The following is a 21,512-nucleotide window of genomic DNA, read 5'->3' as shown; positions in this document are numbered from 1 at the left end:
CTCTGCGCTAAAATTTCTTTTTTTCATTGGAGCACCTGTGTTGTTCTGAGGTGAGCATATCACCTCTGTTCAGGTGGCCAAATTCAGTGTGCCACTTCAGAGAAGCAAGTCAACGGAGGATATCGCTTCAGCTTTTAAGTGCGTGATAGACAAGCCCTTAAACGATGCTGATAAATGTTAGCGTGCGCCGGAATGAAATATAGATCACTCTGATGTATTAGAAATCGTTTCTGTCTTTCATACCCGGCGCTTAAACTGCCCTGCATCAATGCCATGTTGCTTCATTTTCCGCCACAGCGTAGTGCGGCCGATTCCAAGTAAAGCCGACATTTCCTGAATGCGACCGCCTGTGACCTGGGCTGCGTTAATAATTGCCTCTTTTTCAACTTCCGCAAATGACAGACTGGTGGAAAGGCGGGTGGCGCTGACATCATCTGTTGCCTGCTCGGTAAACAGATGTTCCGGCAAATCACTGACGCGAATGCGCCCATTATCACTACTCAGAGCAAGATTCTCGATGACGCTGTAAAGTTCAAAATCGTTGCCTGGCCATGCACAAGAAACCAGGCGAGCGAGGGCATCGTCATCAATTTTCAGCCGCGTAGAGAAGCGTTTTTCAAGACTGCGTAATTTGTTATTCACCAGCGCCGGAATGCTGCCACGCCGCATACGCAGAGGCGGGATGGTAATTTCAAATGCATGCAGCGCGTAATACAGCTGGCGACTAAAACGATTTTGTTCCACCAGCATTGCGAGGTCCGCGGTCGTTGTTGCAATCACTTTGACATCAATTGGTATTAAACGCCGCGCATCCAGTCGCGTGATAACACCCTGCTTGATAACCTGAAGAAAAGCAGACTGTAACTCCACCGCCAGATATTCAATCTTTTCAAGAAACAGCGTGCCGCCGTGCGCCAGTTCCAGCCGACTCAGACGGCCATTTTCATTGTCCGTACGATCGCCACCAATAAATTCTTCCGCCAGTGCCGCATCACCATATAACTCACAATTGACGGCGATATAAGGACCTGCAGCACGCTCGCTTTCATTATGAATTGCCTGACTTAGCAGTGCCTTGCCCACGCCCTCTTCTCCACAAAGCAGGACAGGAAAGCTACTGCGCGCCGCCTGGCGACCAAAATGAATCAAGCGGCGGGTTTGCGGATCGTCCTGTGGCATATGAGCAAAGGTATGGCTGACTTTTCCTAATTGACTGGTCATCAACTGCCGCATCTGTTCCACAGGATGGAGCAACAAAATAAAGCTGGTTCCCTGCGTTTCTATTATCGGTTTAAGGGTTATCACCGCATCAATAAACTGATGCTGACTTTCAAAGGTTGCTTCTACGTGTTTGAGCGGATGTGCCTGTTTTATTGCTTGTTGCAATACGGCGGGTAACGTTAAGAGTTCAGTGATTGCCCGTCCCTGACTTGCCGTCGCGTCAAGGCGCAAGACCCGCGCCGCCTGGGCATTGATAAATTGCAAATTACCCTGCTCGTCCCAGCTAATCACGCCATCATCCATACTTTCTAACAGGGCATTAAGTTGATTTAAATGACGGTTAGTTTCAGCGAGCAAACTGTCCGTCAGCAGTAAATTTCCGACCTCGCGGGCGATTGCCAACGTCAACGGCAAATCAGCTGCGGTAGTTTGCTCAACCGGACACGCCAGCGCTATTGTTCCCGTCAATCGGCCCTTGCTGTCAAACAACGGCGTTGCACAAAAGGCCCAGTTCCAGAGTGCCTGTTTGAAATGTTGATCGGCCATCGTTTTCACGGCCTGACCAGAGATAGCCGCTAACGATAGCGCACAAGTACCAATAATTCCCTCGGCGCAATACGTGCCGTCATGGAATCCAAGTGCACTTAGCTGCTGCAAGGTTTGCGGATCGCCATTACGGCTGAGAATGCAGGCGGTTTCATCGAGGATAAACAGCGCACACTCTCGCGGTGCCATATATTCCCAGGCATCTTCCAGCGCAGCCTGCCCGAGCGTCAGCATCGCTTTCTTACGCCGATAAATAGAAGCAAATGTCACGCCCTGGGCCTGATGTGGTACGCTCCATGTCTCCCGTTTCATCAGCTTATTGCATCGCTCCCAGGAGGTTGCAATTAAGGGAGATATGCCCCGACCATCGTTGTTAAAAGCGCCACTCATATCCCGCATCCCTTATGACAAAAGGTGTTCCGGCTCGCAATTTTAAGTATTAATACACGTAAAAGTTTCAATATGGAACATTCATTAAAGCATATGTTTCACTATGAAACATAATTTGGGCTAATTTTCTTTTCCCTTGCCTGATGCACAATGGATTCATCGGCAGTCAGTGGTCGCCGTGTCGTTGAACATCATCCATGCCCTACCGTAATTGCTGGAGCAAAATAATGAAAAAATTGATCAATGATGTGCAAGACGTACTGGACGAACAACTGGCAGGACTGGCGAAAGCGCATCCATCGCTGACACTGCATCAGGATCCGGTGTATGTCACCCGAGCTGATGCCCCTGTTGCAGGAAAAGTCGCCCTGCTGTCGGGTGGCGGCAGCGGACACGAGCCGATGCACTGTGGGTATATCGGTCAGGGGATGCTTTCGGGGGCCTGTCCGGGCGAAATTTTCACCTCACCGACGCCCGATAAAATCTTTGAATGCGCCATGCAAGTTGATGGCGGCGAAGGTGTACTGTTGATTATCAAAAATTACACCGGCGATATTCTTAACTTTGAAACAGCGACCGAGTTACTGCACGATAGCGGCGTAAAAGTGACCACTGTGGTCATTGATGACGACGTTGCGGTAAAAGACAGTCTTTATACTGCCGGGCGACGCGGCGTTGCCAACACCGTATTAATTGAAAAACTCGTAGGCGCAGCGGCGGAGCGTGGCGACTCACTGGACGCCTGTGCGGAACTGGGGCGTAAGTTGAATAATCAAGGCCACTCAATAGGTATCGCTCTCGGTGCCTGTACCGTTCCTGCCGCGGGCAAACCTTCTTTTACCCTGGCGGATAATGAGATGGAGTTTGGCGTCGGCATTCATGGTGAGCCGGGTATTGACCGCCGCTCCTTCTCTTCCCTTGATCAAACCGTCGATGAAATGTTCGACACCCTGCTGGGAAATGGCTCATACCATCGCACTTTACGTTTCTGGGATTATCAACAAGGCAGTTGGCAGGAAGAACAACAAACCAAACAACCGCTCCAGTCTGGCGATCGGGTGATTGCGCTGGTTAACAATCTTGGCGCAACTCCGCTTTCTGAGCTGTACGGCGTCTATAACCGCCTGACCACACGTTGCCAGCAAGCGGGATTGACTATCGAACGTAATTTAATTGGCGCGTACTGCACCTCACTGGATATGACCGGTTTCTCAATCACCTTACTGAAAGTTGATGACGAAACGCTGGCACTCTGGGACGCCCCGGTCCACACCCCGGCCCTTAACTGGGGTAAATTAGGAGAAAGCAATGTCACTGAGCAGAACTCAAATTGTTAACTGGCTCACTCGTTGTGGCGATATTTTCAGCACCGAGAGCGAGTATCTTACCGGACTGGATCGCGAAATTGGCGACGCTGACCACGGGCTAAATATGAACCGAGGCTTTAGCAAAGTGGTGGAAAAACTCCCTGCTATCGCAGATAAAGATATCGGTTTCATTCTCAAGAATACCGGTATGACGCTGCTTTCCAGCGTCGGTGGTGCCAGTGGTCCGCTGTTCGGTACCTTCTTTATCCGCGCCGCACAGGCGACCCAGGCACGGCAAAGCCTGACACTGGAAGAGCTTTATCAGATGTTCCGCGATGGCGCGGACGGCGTAATCAGTCGCGGGAAAGCCGAACCTGGCGATAAAACCATGTGTGATGTGTGGGTGCCGGTGGTGGAATCGTTACGTCAGTCCAGCGAGCAAAATCTCTCTGTTCCGGTGGCGCTCGAAGCTGCCAGTAGCATCGCCGAATCCGCTGCACAAAGTACGATTACGATGCAAGCCCGCAAAGGCCGCGCCAGTTATCTCGGTGAACGCAGTATTGGTCACCAGGATCCCGGCGCGACCTCGGTGATGTTTATGATGCAAATGTTGGCGTTAGCCGCAAAAGAGTAAGGAATTGGTGATGGTAAACCTGGTCATAGTTTCACATAGCAGCCGACTGGGAGAAGGTGTCGGTGAATTAGCCCGTCAGATGTTAATGAGTGATAGTTGTAAAATCGCCATTGCCGCGGGAATTGACGATCCACAAAATCCTATTGGTACCGATGCCGTCAAAGTGATGGAGGCCATCGAATCTGTTGCTGATGCCGACCATGTGCTGGTCATGATGGATATGGGTAGCGCATTATTGAGTGCTGAAACTGCGCTGGAATTGCTGGCTCCCAAGATCGCCGCAAAAGTACGTTTGTGTGCTGCGCCGTTGGTCGAAGGTACACTGGCAGCAACGGTCAGCGCGGCCTCGGGAGCGGATATCGACAAAGTTATCTTTGACGCTATGCATGCGCTGGAAGCCAAACGTGAACAACTGGGTTTACCGTCCTCCGACACTGAAATCTCTGACACATGTCCTGCGTACGATGAAGAAGCCCGTTCTCTGGCGGTGGTCATAAAAAACCGTAACGGCCTGCATGTACGTCCGGCCTCCCGGCTGGTTTATACCTTATCGACATTTAATGCCGATATGTTGCTGGAAAAAAACGGCAAATGCGTCACACCAGAGAGTATTAACCAGATTGCGTTACTACAAGTTCGCTATAACGATACGCTGCGCCTGATTGCGAAAGGGCCAGAAGCTGAAGAGGCACTGATCGCTTTCCGTCAGCTGGCTGAAGATAACTTTGGTGAAACGGAGGAAGTCGCTCCACCTACTCTGCGTCCCGTTCCGCCTGTTTCGGGTAAAGCCTTTTATTATCAACCAGTTTTATATACGGTACAGGCAAAATCAACCCTGACCGTGGAAGAAGAACAAGATCGATTACGCCAGGCTATTGACTTCACGTTATTAGATCTGATGACGTTAACAGCGAAAGCAGAAGCCAGCGGGCTTGACGATATTGCCGCAATCTTTTCTGGTCACCATACACTGTTAGATGATCCGGAACTGCTGGCGGCGGCAAGCGAACTCCTTCAGCATGAACATTGCACGGCAGAATATGCCTGGCAGCAAGTTCTTAAAGAACTTAGCCAGCAATACCAGCAACTGGATGATGAATATCTACAAGCTCGCTATATTGATGTGGACGATCTTCTGCATCGCACCCTGGTCCACCTGACCCAAACGAAAGAAGAACTCCCGCAGTTTAACTCGCCAACTATTCTACTGGCGGAGAACATTTATCCTTCCACAGTACTGCAACTGGATCCGGCGGTTGTAAAAGGTATCTGCCTTAGCGCCGGAAGTCCGGTATCCCACAGCGCCCTAATCGCCCGTGAACTGGGGATTGGCTGGATTTGCCAGCAGGGTGAGAAACTGTATGCGATACAACCAGAAGAAACGCTAACGCTGGACGTTAAAACGCAACGTTTCAACCGTCAGGGTTAAGCCACTGTTCGGATGGCATCGTTCTGATGTCATCCGGCAATTTACTCAGCACTAATGGTTTTTAACTACCTGTTATATTTTTCACCAATTTATGATGATTTTTCTTCGCTAATCACGAACCCAACGCCGCTGGCTGGCTAATAAACAGACGTTATTTGATCACTCTATTTCGCCGTTATTTATCCCTTTAATTCCCTTTTCTAAAATGCCTGACAGTTCGCAGAATGAGATTTCGATCATGCAGCTAGCGCGATCCTGAACTAAGGTTTTCTGATACTTGAATACCGTTTTATTCGGTTTCGCCAAAGGAGAATGATTGATGAAATCCCCCGCACCTTCTCGCCCGCAAAAAATGGCGTTAATTCCAGCCTGTATCTTTTTGTGTTTCGCTGCGCTATCGGTGCAGGCAGAAGAAACACCGGTAACACCACAGCCGCCTGATATTTTATTAGGGCCGCTGTTTAATGATGTGCAAAACGCCAAACTTTTTCCGGACCAAAAAACCTTTGCCGATGCCGTGCCGAACAGCGATCCGCTGATTATCGGATGCAGCAAAACCAGAGCGGATTTGATCTGCGCCATTTCGTTAACGTCAATTTCACCCTGCCGAAAGAAGGCGAGAAATATGTTCCGCCAGAGGGGCAGTCACTGCGCGAACATATTGACGGACTTTGGCCGGTATTAACGCGTTCTACCGAAAACACCGAAAAATGGGATTCTCTGTTACCGCTGCCGGAACCTTATGTCGTGCCGGGCGGACGTTTTCGCGAGGTATATTACTGGGACAGTTACTTCACCATGTTAGGACTTGCCGAAAGCGGTCACTGGGATAAAGTCGCGGATATGGTGGCCAATTTTGCTCATGAAATAGACACTTACGGTCATATTCCCAACGGCAACCGCAGTTACTATTTAAGCCGCTCGCAACCGCCCTTCTTTGCCCTGATGGTAGAGTTACTGGCGCAGCATGAAGGCGATGCCGCGTTGAAGCAATACCTGCCGCAAATGCAAAAAGAATATGCTTACTGGATGGACGGTGTTGAAAACCTGCAAGCCGGACAACAGGAAAAACGCGTTGTCAAACTTCAGGATGGTACCCTTCTCAACCGCTACTGGGACGATCGCGATACGCCACGACCAGAGTCATGGGTGGAAGATATTGCCACCGCCAAAAGCAATCCGAATCGACCTGCCACTGAAATTTACCGCGACCTGCGCTCTGCCGCTGCGTCTGGCTGGGATTTCAGCTCGCGCTGGATGGATAACCCGCAGCAGTTAAATACCTTACGCACCACCAGCATCGTACCGGTCGATCTGAACAGCCTGATGTTTAAAATGGAAAAAATCCTCGCCCGCGCCAGCAAAGCTGCAGGAGATAACGCGATGGCAAACCAGTACGAAACGCTGGCGAATGCCCGTCAAAAAGGAATCGAAAAATACCTGTGGAACGATCAACAAGGCTGGTATGCCGATTACGACCTGAAAAGTCATAAAGTGCGCAATCAGTTAACCGCGGCCGCCCTGTTCCCGCTGTACGTCAATGCGGCAGCGAAAGATCGCGCCAACAAAATGGCGACGGCGACGAAAACACATCTGCTGCAACCCGGCGGCCTGAACACCACGTCGGTGAAAAGTGGGCAACAATGGGATGCGCCAAATGGCTGGGCACCGTTACAGTGGGTCGCGACAGAAGGATTACAAAACTACGGGCAAAAAGAGGTGGCGAATATCCATTACAGGATGGCTTTGGCTGGACCAATGGCGTGACGCTGAAAATGCTGGATTTGATCTGCCCGAAAGAGCAACCGTGTGACAATGTTCCGGCGACGCGTCCGACCGTTAAGTCAGCAACGACGCAACCCTCAACCAAAGAGGCACAACCCACACCTTAACCAGCGCTTACTCCGACAACGTCATTCGGCTTCTCCGGATGGCGTTGTCGGCAGATAACACCATAGCTATGGTGTTTTCTACACAGACGGTTTTTCAAGTCCTGGCGGGAAGTATTGCGCAAATGTTTGCCATACGTGGTTGCCGAAGATAGCGTCATTTCTACGGGTAAGTGTTTCACTATCATCCCCCGGTGATTTACACCGACGTTACCTATATAAAGCATCGATTGCTACCTGAATATTGTTACGGTGTTCACTCATCAACGTTTTTTTGCTTTCTGGAGTTAAATTAATAATCACATAATCCAGACACTCCAGAGAATTTAGCAACCAAAAAAAGAATTCAGACCATTCCTCTTCGCGTAACTGAAGCATTGCCGAACGGGTATTTTGGCTTAATCTGCCAGAAGGATTGATCAATTCTAAATGTTCAATAAGCGCAGCCAAAACCGCCTCACTATACGCCCCATTTTTAACGCCTGACTGGCTACTGTCTAAAATATTTATTTTCTGAATCACACCAAAAACAACGAAACAATAATTAAAAAAGGATTCTGTTGTTGTTACCGGGAACCGACTTTATCGGATATCGAAGTGCTATATTGATTTTTTTCACCCGTAAAGCAGGTGTCGAATATACGTTCTGATGTGAAAAGCGGATAGCGGCATCTGTATCGCTATCCGCCTTATGAAAATCTTATTCTCTTCGCAGCAGGCGGAATACGCCCAGAACGAGAATAGCTCCCACCACCGCCACCAGGAAGCTGTGCAAATTAAAACCGCTGATGGAGCCGCCAATGCCAAACATGGTCGCCAGCCAGCCGCCGACCACCGCACCGACTATCCCGAGAATACAGGTCTGGAAAAATCCACCACCATCACGCCCCGGCATGATTAGCTTGGCGATAATGCCGGCTATCAGGCCAAAAATAATCCAGGCAATAATTCCCATGTTCAGGCCCTCGTTTCGATGAATCGGACGCAAGAAATGCTTACGTCAACGCTCTAAGTATAGGCAAGGTCGGGATCGATGCTGGGCGTATGTCGGCTGATTTAAGAACAACATGTAAAAAATATTCACGCATTTGTATTAAGTTTTGTTAACTGTGACCGATAAACCAAAGACAGTTTGTCAGTCAGGAGTTTTTCCGCGTGAGTCATTACCATGAGCAGTTCCTGAAACAAAATCCGTTAGCCGTCCTGGGCGTGTTACGCGATTTGCACAAAGCCGCAATTCCTTTGCGTCTCAGTTGGAATGGCGGGCAGCTGATCAGCAAAATACTGGCAATAACCCCGGATAAACTGGTGCTGGATTTCGGCAGTCAAGCCGAAGACAACATCGCCGTGCTAAAGGCGCAGCATATTACCATTACCGCCGAAACTCAGGGTGCGAAAGTCGAGTTTACTGTTGAACAACTACAGCAGAGTGAATACTTGCAGCTTCCGGCATTTATTACCGTACCGCCTCCCACCTTATGGTTTGTACAACGACGCCGATATTTCCGCATCTCCGCCCCACTCCATCCGCCTTATTTTTGCCAGACCAAACTGGCGGATAACAGTACGTTACGTTTCCGCCTGTATGATTTGTCGTTAGGCGGCATGGGCGCATTACTGGAAACAGCAAAGCCTGCCGAATTACAAGAAGGCATGCGCTTCGCTCAGATTGAAGTCAACATGGGGCAATGGGGTGTTTTTCACTTTGACGCCCAGTTAATCTCCATCAGCGAGCGCAAAGTGATTGATGGCAAGAATGAAACCATCACCACTCCCCGTCTGAGCTTCCGTTTTCTTAACGTCAGCCCGACGGTGGAGCGGCAATTACAACGGATTATTTTCTCTCTCGAGCGGGAAGCCCGGGAGAAAGCGGACAAAGTACGCGACTGATTTACATCGCGTCCAGTGCCTGCTCAAGTTTGTAGATATAGCGCGGAGCCTGCGGCGCAGGATGATTGCGCGCTACGTGCTCGAGGAACTCGTCAGCATCCAAATCGTTGATTTTGCTGATCGCCTTTTTCCGATCTGACGAGAAAGTCCGTAGCAGCGCACCTGCCCCGTTAGCGTATGACACCACCAGCGCATATTGCAGTACCTTCGGATCTTCAATGCCTGCCAGCGGGCCGGTTTCCAGAATATTCAGGTAAGCCGCCCCCATTGAAATATTACGCTCTGGATTTTTCAGCTCGCTGGTCGTCGGCTCACCACTCCAGCCCATACGGCGATAAACATCACGTCCGGAGGTTGAAGCTTTTAACTGCATCAAACCAATGGCATTCGATTTACTCACCGCGTTCGGATTACCACCCGATTCGATAGCGATAATCGCCGTGATCAATTGTGGATCGACGCCCCAGGCTGCACCGGCTTTCTGGCTTATTGGCATCCACTGCATCGCACGTTGCACCGGAACTTTCGCGTTCCACGGCGGGTTCGTATAGTCATGCTTTGATGAACAACCCGCTAATAACACAATCAAAAAGGCAAACCATCTCAATTTCACTTCTTCTATCCTTATAGCCTGGAATCGCCGTTGAGGTGACAACGGCACACCTAAGCGGCATGATATACATTTCGTTTCTGTTGTCAGCAAGGAATTGCCATGTCTCTGTTTCACTTAATTGCCCCATCGGGTTACAGCATTAAACAGCACGCCGCGCTGCGTGGTATCCAGCGCCTTACCGACGCGGGGCATCAAGTCAATAACGTCGAGGTTATTGCCCGTCGTTGTGAGCGTTTTGCGGGTACGGAAACGGAGCGTCTGGAAGATCTCAATTCCCTTGCCAGACTGACTACACCCAACACCATCGTGCTGGCTGTACGCGGCGGTTACGGTGCCAGTCGTTTACTGGCAGATATTGACTGGCAGGCACTGGTGGCTCGCCAACAACATGACCCGTTACTCATTTGCGGACATAGCGATTTTACCGCCATTCAGTGCGGTCTTCTGGCGCAAGGCAATGTCATCACCTTTAGCGGCCCCATGCTGGTAGCAAACTTTGGTGCGGATGAACTGAACGCCTTTACCGAGCACCATTTCTGGCTGGCGTTACGCAATAAAACCTTCACCATTGAATGGCAAGGGGAAGGCCCGACATGTCAGACCGAAGGCACGTTGTGGGGAGGCAATCTTGCGATGCTGATTTCACTGATTGGTACACCGTGGATGCCAAAAATTGAGAACGGTATCCTGGTACTGGAAGATATTAACGAGCACCCTTTCCGCGTCGAACGTATGCTGTTGCAGCTCTATCATGCGGGAATTTTGCCACGTCAGAAGGCGATTATTCTCGGTAGCTTTAGCGGCAGCACGCCCAATGATTATGACGCAGGTTACAACCTGGAGTCAGTGTACGCGTTTTTGCGTTCCCGCCTGTCGATTCCACTCATTACCGGCCTCGATTTTGGTCATGAACAACGCACGGTTACGCTGCCGTTGGGCGCACATGCCATTCTGAATAACACCCAGGAAGGCACTCAGTTGACGATTAGCGGTCATCCTGTTCTTAAAATGTAAAAAAATCACGCTTCAGGGCTAAGTAAAACGCTGTCTCTGCCGCTAATATGGTAGGGTTTATATAAGAGACAGCGTAATCAGGAGTAACCGACCGTTGGATGCCACAACAATAATTAGCCTTTTCATCTTAGGATCCATCCTTGTCACCAGCAGTATATTACTTAGTTCATTTTCTTCCCGTCTTGGCATTCCTATTCTGGTTATTTTTCTGGCGATCGGCATGCTGGCAGGAGTCGATGGCGTCGGCGGTATCCCGTTTGATAATTACCCCTTCGCCTACATGGTAAGTAACCTGGCACTGGCGATTATTTTGCTCGACGGCGGGATGCGCACTCAGGCCAGTTCCTTTCGTGTGGCGTTAGGACCGGCACTGTCGCTGGCGACGCTGGGCGTGCTTATCACCTCTGGTTTAACCGGCATGATGGCGGCGTGGCTGTTTAATCTTGATTTGATTGAAGGCTTATTAATCGGCGCTATCGTCGGCTCTACCGATGCTGCAGCGGTCTTTTCTCTGCTGGGTGGTAAGGGGCTTAACGAACGTGTTGGCTCGACGCTGGAAATTGAATCCGGCAGTAATGATCCAATGGCGGTCTTTCTGACGATTACCCTGATTGCGATGATCCAGCAACATGAAAGCAGTGTCAGTTGGATGTTCGTGGTCGATATTCTGCAGCAATTTGGCCTCGGGATTGTCATCGGACTTGGCGGTGGTTATTTACTGCTGCAAATGATTAATCGCATCGCCCTGCCTGCCGGATTATATCCATTGCTGGCATTAAGCGGCGGTATTTTAATTTTTGCTTTAACCACGGCGCTGGAAGGCAGCGGTATTCTGGCTGTTTATCTGTGCGGTTTTCTGCTGGGTAATCGGCCGATTCGCAACCGCTACGGCATCCTGCAAAATTTCGACGGCCTCGCCTGGCTGGCGCAAATCGCCATGTTCCTGGTGCTGGGGCTATTGGTTAACCCAAGCGATCTGCTGCCTATTGCCATTCCGGCGCTCATTTTGTCGGCATGGATGATATTCTTCGCCCGTCCCCTTTCGGTATTTGCTGGATTGCTCCCCTTCCGCGGTTTCAATCTGCGTGAGCGCGTGTTTATCAGCTGGGTAGGATTACGCGGCGCGGTGCCAATCATCCTGGCCGTGTTCCCGATGATGGCGGGGCTGGAGAATGCACGTCTGTTCTTTAATGTCGCCTTCTTTGTGGTTCTGGTTTCACTGCTCTTGCAGGGAACATCACTCTCGTGGGCGGCTAAAAAAGCCAAAGTGGTGGTTCCGCCAGTGGGACGTCCGGTGTCACGCGTTGGCCTGGATATTCATCCGGAAAATCCGTGGGAGCAGTTTGTTTATCAATTGAGTGCCGATAAATGGTGCGTGGGCGCGGCACTGCGCGATTTGCATATGCCAAAAGAGACGCGTATTGCGGCACTGTTTCGTGATAACCAGTTGCTTCATCCTACCGGCAGCACCCGACTGCGCGAAGGCGATGTGTTGTGTGTAATTGGTCGGGAACGCGATCTTCCGGCGCTCGGTAAACTGTTCAGCCAGTCGCCGCCGGTCGCGCTGGATCAACGCTTCTTTGGTGACTTCATTCTCGAAGCCAGCGCCAAATATGCTGATGTTGCGCTGATATATGGCCTGGAAGACGGGCGAGAATATCGTGATAAGCAGCAAACGCTGGGTGAAATTGTCCAGCAGTTGTTAGGCGCGGCACCGGTTGTCGGTGACCAGGTAGAGTTTGCCGGGATGATCTGGACGGTGGCCGAGAAAGAAGATAATGAAGTGTTGAAGATTGGCGTACGGGTGGCTGAAGAGGAAGCTGAATCTTAAATTTAATGAAGCATCTATCGCCGGTTGCGATGCTTTGCTGAACGCAGCCTGAGCCTGCAATTGTTTGTCGTCCATAATTTAACCTTCATTTGATGTTGAATTGAACATATCAAAATCAGGCAATTACACAAATCTATGTACAGGCTCCATCAAGGGTAAAGCGTGATTTATCTGAAGTCGACTCCGAGTCAACAATGAAGCGTAAGCGTTTTATGTAGAACGCCTGTGCGGTGAGTTCAGGTTCCGGGGAAATAGTGTCCATCCTTTTAATAGACACTATCATGGGCAATGGCTCTGTCACATTAACAACTACAGTTGCTGACCAGCCGGATGGATGATTTTTTTTGCACCCAGAAGACGTTGCCTCCGATCCGGCTTACAACAAGTTACACCGTCACAACCGGGACGCGTAGCGCCAGCGCGCACATCAACTCATAGCCCACCGTTCCGGCAGCGGCGGCGACATCATCAATTTTGATCTCCTTGCCCCACAGCTCAACCGGCGTACCAATACCCGCCTGCGGGCAAGGCGTTAAATCGACCGCCAGCATATCCATCGAGACGGTCCCCACCGTCATGGTGCGCACGCCGTCCACTAAAACAGGGGTACCGGTAGGCGCGTGGCGCGGATAACCGTCGGCGTACCCTGCGGCGACAATGCCGATTCGCTGTTCATCGCGCGCAGTATAGCGACCGCCGTAGCCCACACGCTCACCCGCTTTTAGCGTCTGGACACCAATAATCTCACTGCTTAGCGTCATCACCGGACGTAATCCGGTATTGGCGATATCACGCCACTGACCGGACGGCGAAGCGCCATACAAAATAATGCCAGGCCGAACCCAGTCAAAATGCGCTTCCGGGTGCCACAGAGTCGCCGCCGAATTGGACAACGAACGCCGACACTCCAGCCCTTCCCCGCCTGCTCAATACGCGCCATCGCGCTGGAAATTCCATCAGGATGTTCCGCTTCGGCAAAATGCGACATCAGGGTCATCTCGCCAACATTCGCCATTGCCCGCAACTGCTGCCAGACGGTAAGCACGCGATCGGGCTGGAAGCCCAACCGATTCATCCCACTGTTCACTTTAAGATAAATATCCAACGGTGCTTTTAGCCGCGCATTTTGCAGTGCTTTGAGCTGCCAGTTGCTGTGTACGCAGGTGGTCAGGCGGTGCTGGTCATAAATATCCAGATCCTGAGCATGGAAAAATCCTTCCAGCATCAGGATCGGCCCCTTCCAGCCGCGCTCACGTAACGTTATTGCCTCTTCCAAGTTAAGTAATGCAAAGCCATCGGTGGCCCCAAGCGCGCTCCAGATACGCTCAATACCATGCCCGTAAGCGTTCGCTTTTACCACCCGCGTGCGGCGCGGCCTGGCGGACAATGGACAGATTCTGTTTTAATGCCTGCAGATCGAGGCTGGCCTGTATCGGACGGGTCATCTCGTTTCCTTAGCTGTGTGCGCCATGTAAATGGCCCGGACGTGATGGCGTAAATCCACGGCTGTAGCGCGCTACGCTTAGATCCTCATATGGGATCGCTGGCGTGCGACCAGAGAGCAGATCGCTTAACAACTGACCGGAACCGCAAGCCATCGTCCAGCCGAGCGTGCCGTGACCGGTATTCAGCCACAGATTTTTAAAGCGTGTACGCCCGACAACCGGCGTACCGTCTGGCGTCATCGGGCGCAAACCCGTCCAGAAAGTCGCCTGCTCGACATGACCGCCGCGTGGATAGAGATCGCGAACCACCATTTCCAGCGTTTCACGACGCGGTTGCAACAGCTCGGTGTTAAAACCAACAATTTCCGCCATTCCGCCAACACGAATGCGGTTATCGAAACGGGTAATGGCGATTTTGTAGGTTTCATCAAGAATGGTGGATACTGGCGCACCATCTTCCTGCGCAATTGGAATAGTCAGCGAGTAGCCTTTCAGCGGATACACCGGAATATCAACAATGCCTTTGAGCATCGCCGTCGAGTAAGAACCAAACGCCATCACATACGCATCGGCCTTAATCACTTCATCGCCACACTTCACGCCGTAGATTTGCTCGCCGTCGCAAAGCAGTTGGTCAACGGGCGTATTAAAGCGGAATTTAACCCCCGCCTGCTCTGCCATCCGCGCCAGATTCTGGGTAAACAGCTGGCAGTCTCCGGTTTCATCATTGGGCAGTTGCAGACCACCCGTCAGTTTGTGCGCTACTTCTGCCAGCGCTGGCTCCACTTCCGCCAGGCGGCTGGATTCCAGCAGCTGATACGGTACGCCGGCATCTTCCAGCACGGCGATATCGCGGGTCGCATTTTCATACTGTTGTTCGGTACGGAACAGTTGCAGCGTCCCACCCTGACGCCCTTCATACTGAATATTGGTTTCGGCGCGCAATGCTTTCAGGCAATCACGGCTGTATTCCGCCAGACGCACCATCCGCCCTTTGTTTTCCATGTAGTGGCTGGTGTCGCAGTTACGTAACATTTGCCACATCCATTTCAACTGAAACTGCGTACCGTCGAGACGAACCGCCAGCGGCGCATGGCGCTGGAACATCCATTTGATCGCTTTTAAAGGCACACCTGGTGCCGCCCACGGTGCAGCATATCCGGGGGAGATTTGCCCGGCATTCGCGGCGCTGGTTTCCAGGGCGGCCCCCGGCTCCCGATCAATGACGGTGACCTCATGTCCTGCCTGATTTAAGTACCAGGCGCTGGCAACGCCTACCACACCACTTCCCAGTATGACAACTCGCATAGCCACTCCGATAACGGTAGATACAGTAAAAGAATAATAATCTAATTACATCTTGATAACTCAGTTGAAAATATTATTCAACATACAGCTTTTTTATGGTGAGCTGGCTCACATCTCCCTGACTCTGCGGCAATATGGCGTCTTTAGTATCTCCTGCTGAACGCCCTTTTTATCCAGCATAAAATTCCGTTCAGAAGCGGATTAGTGGCACTCTGATAATAAGAAATCGCAAAGAAAAAAATTCTCCGGCGACGCGGTTTTTAACAGGTGTTCTATGCTTGAAATGAGGTGCTCCACACAGAGAGCGCCGACAACAATGAGGTGCGCGTATGGCGACTATCGATTCTATGAATAAGGACACCACACGGTTGAGCGATGGACCCGACTGGACGTTCGACCTGCTGGATGTTTATCTGGCAGAGATAGACCGGGTGGCGAAACTCTACCGGCTGGATACCTACCCGCACCAGATTGAAGTGATAACCTCAGAACAGATGATGGATGCCTACTCCAGCGTCGGCATGCCAATTAACTATCCGCACTGGTCATTCGGTAAAAAGTTTATCGAGACTGAACGGCTGTATAAGCACGGTCAGCAAGGACTGGCCTATGAAATCGTCATTAACTCTAACCCGTGTATCGCTTACCTGATGGAAGAGAACACCATTACCATGCAAGCGCTGGTGATGGCACACGCCTGCTATGGGCATAACTCTTTCTTTAAAAACAATTACTTATTCCGCAGTTGGACCGACGCCAGTTCGATTGTCGATTATCTGATTTTTGCCCGTAAATATATTACCGAGTGCGAAGAACGTTATGGCGTGGATGAAGTAGAACGGCTTCTGGACTCGTGCCACGCGCTGATGAACTACGGCGTGGACCGGTACAAACGCCCGCAAAAAATCTCGCTGCAAGAAGAGAAAGCCCGGCAGAAAAGTCGCGAAGAGTATCTACAAAGTCAGGTCAATATGCTCTGGCGTACCCTGCCGAAGCGCGAGGAAGAGAAAACGGTTGCTGAAGCGCGCCGCTATCCGTCCGAACCACAAGAAAACCTGCTCTATTTTATGGAGAAAAATGCGCCACTGCTGGAATCATGGCAGCGTGAAATCCTGCGTATTGTGCGTAAGGTGAGCCAGTATTTTTATCCGCAAAAACAGACTCAGGTGATGAACGAAGGCTGGGCCACCTTCTGGCACTACACCATCCTTAACCATCTGTATGATGAAGGGAAAGTAACGGAACGTTTTATGCTGGAGTTTTTGCACAGCCACACCAATGTGGTCTTCCAGCCCCCCTATAACAGCCCGTGGTACAGCGGCATCAACCCGTATGCCCTCGGGTTCGCCATGTTCCAGGATATTAAACGGATTTGTCAGTCGCCAACGGAAGAAGACAAATACTGGTTCCCGGATATCGCCGGTTCCGACTGGCTGGAAACGCTGCATTTCGCGATGCGTGATTTCAAAGATGAGAGTTTTATCAGCCAGTTTCTGTCACCGAAAGTGATGCGTGATTTCCGCTTCTTCACCGTGCTGGATGACGATCGGCATAATTATCTGGAGATTTCCGCTATTCATAATGAAGAAGGTTATCGGGAGATCCGTAACCGGTTATCGTCGCAATATAACTTAAGTAATCTGGAGCCGAATATTCAGATCTGGAACGTGGATTTGCGCGGCGACCGTTCGCTGACGCTGCGTTACATTCCACATAATCGCGCACCGCTGGATCGGGGGCGCAAAGAAGTGCTGAAGCATGTGCATCGCCTGTGGGGATTTGATGTGATGCTGGAACAGCAAAACGAAGATGGCAGCGTCGAGTTGCTGGAACGTTGCCCGCCAAGAATGGGAAATCTGTAAAAACAACAAAAAACCCCTCGTTTGAGGGGTTTGCTTTTTAAACGGAAGGGATTATCGCCCCTGAATGGCTAAATCACCCGGCAGATTTTTCTGCATCCGGTGCCAAATCTCGCCACTCTCATGCCCATAGCGACGCACTGTTTCGTACACCTGATCGTGCGCGCCTTCACTGCACAACGCCGACAGTTTGTGGTAGAAGCCCAGCGCCAGACTGCGCGCTTCCGGATTGGCGAAATAGTGACGACCAATGCGCGTATACAGCCCTTTCATCCCGTTAAGGATCAGACCGTAAATCGGGTTGCCGGAAGCAAACGCCAGGCCGCGGAATATGTTGTAATCCAGCTCGGCAAAGGCATCGGCGTGATCGGCCACTTCATTAGCGGTAGCCAGCACTTCCTGCGCTTTATCGGGATGCTGACGAAACGCGGTGCGAATAAAAATAGTGGAAATATTGGTACGCACCGACAGCAAATTATCAATAAGCTGCGGCACACTTTCGTGATCCAGTCGCGCCAGTGTTTCAAGGATATTTAAACCAGAGGTTTCCCAGAAATTATTCACCTTCGTCGGCTTGCCATGTTGAATGGTCAACCAGCCATCTCGTGCCAGACGCTGTAACACTTCACGTAACGTAGTACGCGTTACGCCAATTAATTCTGAAAGTTCACGTTCTGCGGGCAAAATAGTCCCGGGAGGGAAGCGGTTATTCCAGATACTTTCAATAATGTACTCTTCCGCGAAACCCGCCGGGCTTTGCGCCTTAATGACCATAGTGAGATTTCCATAACACAGCAAAACAAAGTTGGACTCATCATACCAGAGGGCTAACTACGCTGATAGCAGACAAAAAGAAGAAAAAAGGGATCAAGGCTTCATTTTCCGCATCTCTTTCCCCTTGACTATCAAGACTTGCCTCACTCCTGCCTGACCGTTAAGCTTTGCGTTTAAACATAAAAACATCATTGATTATTTGTAAGGTAAGGGAAACCATCATGGAGATCTCCTGGGGCCGCGCGCTATGGCGCAATTTTTTGGGCCAGTCCCCCGACTGGTACAAACTCGCCCTCATCATTTTCTTAATCGTAAATCCGTTAATTTTCCTCATCAGCCCTTTCGTCGCTGGCTGGTTGCTGGTAGCGGAATTTATTTTCACTCTGGCGATGGCCCTGAAATGCTACCCGCTACTCCCCGGTGGTCTGTTGGCTATTGAAGCGGTATTCATCGGCATGACCAGCGCGGAACACGTCCGTGAAGAGGTGGCGGCAAATCTTGAAGTCTTGCTGTTACTGATGTTTATGGTGGCGGGTATCTATTTTATGAAACAGCTATTGCTGTTCATATTTACCCGTTTGCTGTTAAGCATTCGTTCCAAAATGCTGCTGTCGCTCTCTTTTTGCGTGGCGGCGGCGTTCCTCTCCGCGTTCCTCGATGCCTTAACCGTCGTGGCGGTGGTGATCAGCGTTGCAGTCGGTTTTTATGGTATTTATCACCGCGTAGCCTCTTCCCGTACTGAAGATACCGACCTGCAAGACGATAGTCATATCGACAAGCATTACAAAGTGGTTCTGGAACAGTTCCGTGGCTTTCTGCGTAGCCTGATGATGCATGCCGGTGTCGGCACCGCATTAGGCGGCGTAATGACCATGGTGGGCGAACCACAGAACCTGATCATCGCTAAAGCGGCTGGCTGGCATTTTGGCGATTTCTTCCTGCGCATGTCGCCGGTGACCGTTCCGGTTCTGATTTGTGGCCTGTTAACCTGCCTGCTGATAGAGAAGCTGCGTTGGTTTGGCTACGGTGAAACGCTGCCGGAGAAAGTCCGCGAAGTGTTGCAACAGTTTGACGATCAAAGCCGCCACCAGCGTACCCGTCAGGATAAAATCCGTCTGATTGTCCAGGCGATTATCGGCGTCTGGCTGGTGACTGCGCTGGCGTTGCATCTGGCGGAGGTTGGCTTGATTGGTTTGTCGGTCATTATTCTGGCGACATCATTGACCGGTGTCACCGATGAACATGCTATCGGTAAAGCCTTCACCGAATCTCTGCCATTCACCGCACTGTTGACGGTGTTTTTCTCGGTAGTCGCGGTGATTATCGACCAACAACTGTTTTCGCCGATTATTCAGTTTGTGTTGCAGGCATCGGAACATGCTCAGCTGTCGTTGTTCTATATTTTCAACGGTCTGCTGTCATCCATTTCGGATAACGTCTTCGTGGGGACGATTTATATCAACGAAGCGAAAGCGGCAATGGAAAGTGGTGCTATCACGTTGAAGCAATACGAGCTGCTGGCGGTCGCCATTAATACCGGTACCAATCTGCCCTCTGTCGCTACGCCGAACGGTCAGGCTGCGTTCCTGTTCCTGCTGACCTCTGCACTCGCGCCATTGATTCGCCTCTCTTATGGCCGCATGGTGTGGATGGCCCTGCCTTACACCCTCGTCCTGACACTCGTCGGGCTGCTCTGCGTCGAGTTTACGCTTGCCCCTGTAACCGAATGGTTTATGCAAATGCGCTGGATAGCAACGCTTTGATAACAACTTACCGGGCATATAAATGCCCGGTTTGCCTTTTCGCCCGATAATTGTCCAATTGCGTCCTATTTTTGCTGCCTCCTGGTGGCGCAGCGAATGAATTGGTTTAAACTGCGCACTCTATGCATATTGCAGGGAAATGATTATGTTGCGATTTTTGAACCAATGTTCACAAGGCCGGGGCGCGTGGCTGTTGATGGCGTTTACTGCTCTGGCACTGGAACTGACGGCGCTGTGGTTCCAGCATGTGATGTTACTGAAACCTTGCGTGCTCTGTATTTATGAACGCTGCGCGTTATTCGGCGTTCTGGGTGCTGCGCTGATTGGCGCGATCGCCCCGAAAACTCCGCTGCGTTATGTAGCGATGGTTATCTGGTTGTATAGTGCGTTCCGCGGTGTGCAGTTAACTTACGAGCACACCATGCTTCAGCTCTATCCTTCGCCGTTTGCCACCTGTGATTTTATGGTTCGTTTCCCGGAATGGCTGCCGCTGGATAAATGGGTGCCGCAAGTGTTTGTCGCCTCTGGCGATTGCGCCGAGCGTCAGTGGGATTTTTTAGGTCTGGAAATGCCGCAGTGGCTGCTCGGTATTTTTATCGCTTACCTGATTGTCGCGGTGCTGGTGATGATTTCCCAGCCGTTTAAAGCGAAAAAACGTGATCTGTTCGGTCGCTAATCCATTCGGCGCTCCTGCGGGAGCGCTTTTTTCCTGCCGCTATATTTATTTGACCCGCAGTAAATCAGAACTTCGCGTTGTATAACGTGGTGAAAGCATGGCTCGCTTCATCTGCCATTGTTGTTGGATCCCCTGCCCGGCAAAATAGAGTGTTCCTCTGCCCTCTTTAGCATTCAGTGTATCCATTACCGTCATCAATTGCTCACTCCCGGGGCGCGGTGCGTTGTCATCGAATAAATTGAGCTGCGCGACTCCCTGACTGAAGAAATCCCCCAGCATCACGCCCGCTTTTTGGTAGCGATGGCCCGCTTGCCAGATGGCATCCAGAGATCGCGTAGCGGCGTTAATGATATCCCTGCTGTCCTGAGTGGGCGTCAGCAGTTTTACCGACGCGCTATTGCCGTAATAAGGTTCATTGAGCGCAAATGGTGACGTCTTAATAAATGTGGAGATAAACCGACAATATTGATGCTCACTGCGAAGTTTTTCCGCCGCCCGGGCAGCGTAACTACAAATGGCCTGCCGCATCGACGTATAATCCGTGATACGTTCACCAAACGAGCGGGAACAGATAATTTCCTGCTTTGTCGGTGCAAATTCTTCCAGTTGCAAACAGGGTTCACCGCGCAGTTCACGCACCGTTCTTTCGAGCACGACATTAAAATGTTTACGGATAAACCGGATATCTGTATCCGCCAAATCAAGAACGGTTTTGATCCCCATCGCGTCCAGTTTTTTGCTGATCCGCCGTCCAATCCCCCAGACGTCATCCACGGGGAGAGCAGACATTAATTTACGCTGGCGTTCCAGATTTGATAAATCCACCCCCGTTACTTTATTCGTACCCCTTATAATGGGGTGTTAGCCAGCCAGACCCGGCATGATTACTGCCCCCAGTCGTCCATGATCCGGGGGGTGATGTC

The 21,512-nt window shown here is 50.9% G+C and carries 15 protein-coding genes and 5 pseudogenes; 10 read left to right on the top strand and 10 right to left on the bottom strand.

Translation table 11 applies throughout. The features are described 5' to 3' along the window. Positions 1-237: 237 nt before the first annotated feature. Positions 238-2,157: a dihydroxyacetone kinase operon transcriptional regulator DhaR gene (dhaR, locus tag BGK49_RS20165; RefSeq protein WP_024259598.1), complete on the bottom strand. Its 1,920-nt coding sequence runs from the start codon at positions 2,155-2,157 to the stop codon at positions 238-240. A 227-nt stretch (positions 2,158-2,384) separates the two neighbouring features. On the opposite strand from dhaR, the gene dhaK reads away from it, so the two are divergent. The 4 genes and pseudogenes from dhaK (at position 2,385) to BGK49_RS20145 (ending at position 7,419) form a co-directional block, all read left to right on the top strand. After that, positions 2,385-3,494: a dihydroxyacetone kinase subunit DhaK gene (gene dhaK / locus BGK49_RS20160; RefSeq protein WP_000733719.1), complete on the top strand. Its 1,110-nt coding sequence runs from the start codon at positions 2,385-2,387 to the stop codon at positions 3,492-3,494. Then, positions 3,466-4,098 carry a dihydroxyacetone kinase subunit DhaL gene (dhaL, locus tag BGK49_RS20155; RefSeq protein ID WP_000059411.1) on the top strand — a complete coding sequence of 211 codons (633 nt, stop codon included), beginning with the start codon at positions 3,466-3,468 and terminating at the stop codon, positions 4,096-4,098. Before dhaK ends, dhaL begins: the two co-directional genes overlap by 29 nt. A gap of 10 nt (positions 4,099-4,108) precedes the next feature. Then, a complete protein-coding gene (dhaM, locus tag BGK49_RS20150; RefSeq protein ID WP_005024965.1) occupies positions 4,109-5,527 on the top strand; it encodes a dihydroxyacetone kinase phosphoryl donor subunit DhaM in 1,419 nt (472 codons plus the stop codon). 319 nt (positions 5,528-5,846) lie between these two features. Then, a pseudogene (locus BGK49_RS20145) lies at positions 5,847-7,419 on the top strand (alpha,alpha-trehalase). Between the two features lie 78 nt (positions 7,420-7,497). Here BGK49_RS20145 and ycgY read toward each other — a convergent pair. Together ycgY and BGK49_RS20135 are read right to left on the bottom strand one after the other, a co-directional pair. Next, a pseudogene (gene ycgY / locus BGK49_RS20140) lies at positions 7,498-7,938 on the bottom strand (protein YcgY). Positions 7,939-8,116: 178 nt separating this feature from the next. Further along, positions 8,117-8,371 (bottom strand): GlsB/YeaQ/YmgE family stress response membrane protein, encoded by a 255-nt coding sequence (locus tag BGK49_RS20135; RefSeq protein ID WP_005030587.1) that lies wholly within the window; start codon positions 8,369-8,371, stop codon positions 8,117-8,119. Between the two features lie 200 nt (positions 8,372-8,571). On the opposite strand from BGK49_RS20135, the gene ycgR reads away from it, so the two are divergent. Further along, entirely contained in the window at positions 8,572-9,306 is a 735-nt protein-coding gene (gene ycgR, locus BGK49_RS20130) for a flagellar brake protein YcgR (RefSeq protein ID WP_000020161.1), read from the top strand. Between the two features lies 1 nt (position 9,307). On the opposite strand, the gene emtA is transcribed toward ycgR, so the two are convergent. Continuing rightward, positions 9,308-9,919 carry a membrane-bound lytic murein transglycosylase EmtA gene (gene emtA / locus BGK49_RS20125; protein ID WP_001301104.1) on the bottom strand — a complete coding sequence of 204 codons (612 nt, stop codon included), beginning with the start codon at positions 9,917-9,919 and terminating at the stop codon, positions 9,308-9,310. Positions 9,920-10,018: 99 nt separating this feature from the next. On the opposite strand from emtA, the gene ldcA reads away from it, so the two are divergent. Together ldcA and BGK49_RS20115 are read left to right on the top strand one after the other, a co-directional pair. Continuing rightward, positions 10,019-10,933 carry a muramoyltetrapeptide carboxypeptidase gene (gene ldcA / locus BGK49_RS20120; protein ID WP_000051628.1) on the top strand — a complete coding sequence of 305 codons (915 nt, stop codon included), beginning with the start codon at positions 10,019-10,021 and terminating at the stop codon, positions 10,931-10,933. A gap of 94 nt (positions 10,934-11,027) precedes the next feature. Beyond that, complete coding sequence (locus BGK49_RS20115) at positions 11,028-12,764, top strand: potassium/proton antiporter (protein WP_000340206.1); 1,737 nt, start codon at positions 11,028-11,030, stop codon at positions 12,762-12,764. On the opposite strand, the pseudogene BGK49_RS31785 reads toward BGK49_RS20115, so the two are convergent. From BGK49_RS31785 to dadA, 4 genes and pseudogenes are all read right to left on the bottom strand, one after another. Then, positions 12,699-12,839, bottom strand: a pseudogene (locus BGK49_RS31785) (hypothetical protein); the annotation flags it as partial. The gene BGK49_RS20115 and the pseudogene BGK49_RS31785 overlap by 66 nt on opposite strands. 311 nt (positions 12,840-13,150) lie before the next feature. Next, positions 13,151-13,657, bottom strand: coding sequence for an alanine racemase (alr, locus tag BGK49_RS31780; RefSeq protein ID WP_353954096.1), 507 nt, complete (start codon positions 13,655-13,657; stop codon positions 13,151-13,153). Beyond that, positions 13,631-14,124: pseudogene (gene alr / locus BGK49_RS31775) on the bottom strand (alanine racemase); the annotation flags it as partial. The pseudogene alr (BGK49_RS31775) and the gene alr (BGK49_RS31780), both read right to left, overlap by 27 nt. A 94-nt stretch (positions 14,125-14,218) precedes the next feature. Next, entirely contained in the window at positions 14,219-15,517 is a 1,299-nt protein-coding gene (gene dadA / locus BGK49_RS20100; protein WP_001266908.1) for a D-amino acid dehydrogenase, read from the bottom strand. Positions 15,518-15,846: 329 nt separating this feature from the next. Between dadA and BGK49_RS20095 the strand changes: the two genes are divergently transcribed. Then, positions 15,847-17,379 (top strand): SpoVR family protein, encoded by a 1,533-nt coding sequence (locus tag BGK49_RS20095; RefSeq protein ID WP_000190855.1) that lies wholly within the window; start codon positions 15,847-15,849, stop codon positions 17,377-17,379. Positions 17,380-17,430: 51 nt separating this feature from the next. Here the strand turns inward: BGK49_RS20095 and fadR are convergent, their stop codons facing one another. Beyond that, complete coding sequence (gene fadR / locus BGK49_RS20090) at positions 17,431-18,150, bottom strand: fatty acid metabolism transcriptional regulator FadR (protein WP_000234823.1); 720 nt, start codon at positions 18,148-18,150, stop codon at positions 17,431-17,433. 221 nt (positions 18,151-18,371) lie between these two features. Here fadR and nhaB point away from each other — a divergent pair, with 221 nt between their 5' ends. After that, entirely contained in the window at positions 18,372-19,913 is a 1,542-nt protein-coding gene (nhaB, locus tag BGK49_RS20085; RefSeq protein WP_000406384.1) for a Na(+)/H(+) antiporter NhaB, read from the top strand. 145 nt (positions 19,914-20,058) lie between these two features. Continuing rightward, positions 20,059-20,589, top strand: coding sequence for a disulfide bond formation protein DsbB (dsbB, locus tag BGK49_RS20080; protein WP_000943457.1), 531 nt, complete (start codon positions 20,059-20,061; stop codon positions 20,587-20,589). A 45-nt stretch (positions 20,590-20,634) separates the two neighbouring features. Here dsbB and umuC read toward each other — a convergent pair. Further along, positions 20,635-21,414: pseudogene (umuC, locus tag BGK49_RS20075) on the bottom strand (DNA polymerase V catalytic protein); the annotation flags it as partial. Positions 21,415-21,512 lie beyond the last annotated feature (98 nt).

The sequence above is a fragment of the Shigella sp. FC1544 genome, assembly GCF_001722145.1.
In the GTDB taxonomy this organism is placed as follows: Bacteria; Pseudomonadota; Gammaproteobacteria; order Enterobacterales; family Enterobacteriaceae; genus Escherichia; species Escherichia coli.
This window is presented reverse-complemented; position numbering and strand designations above follow the sequence as displayed.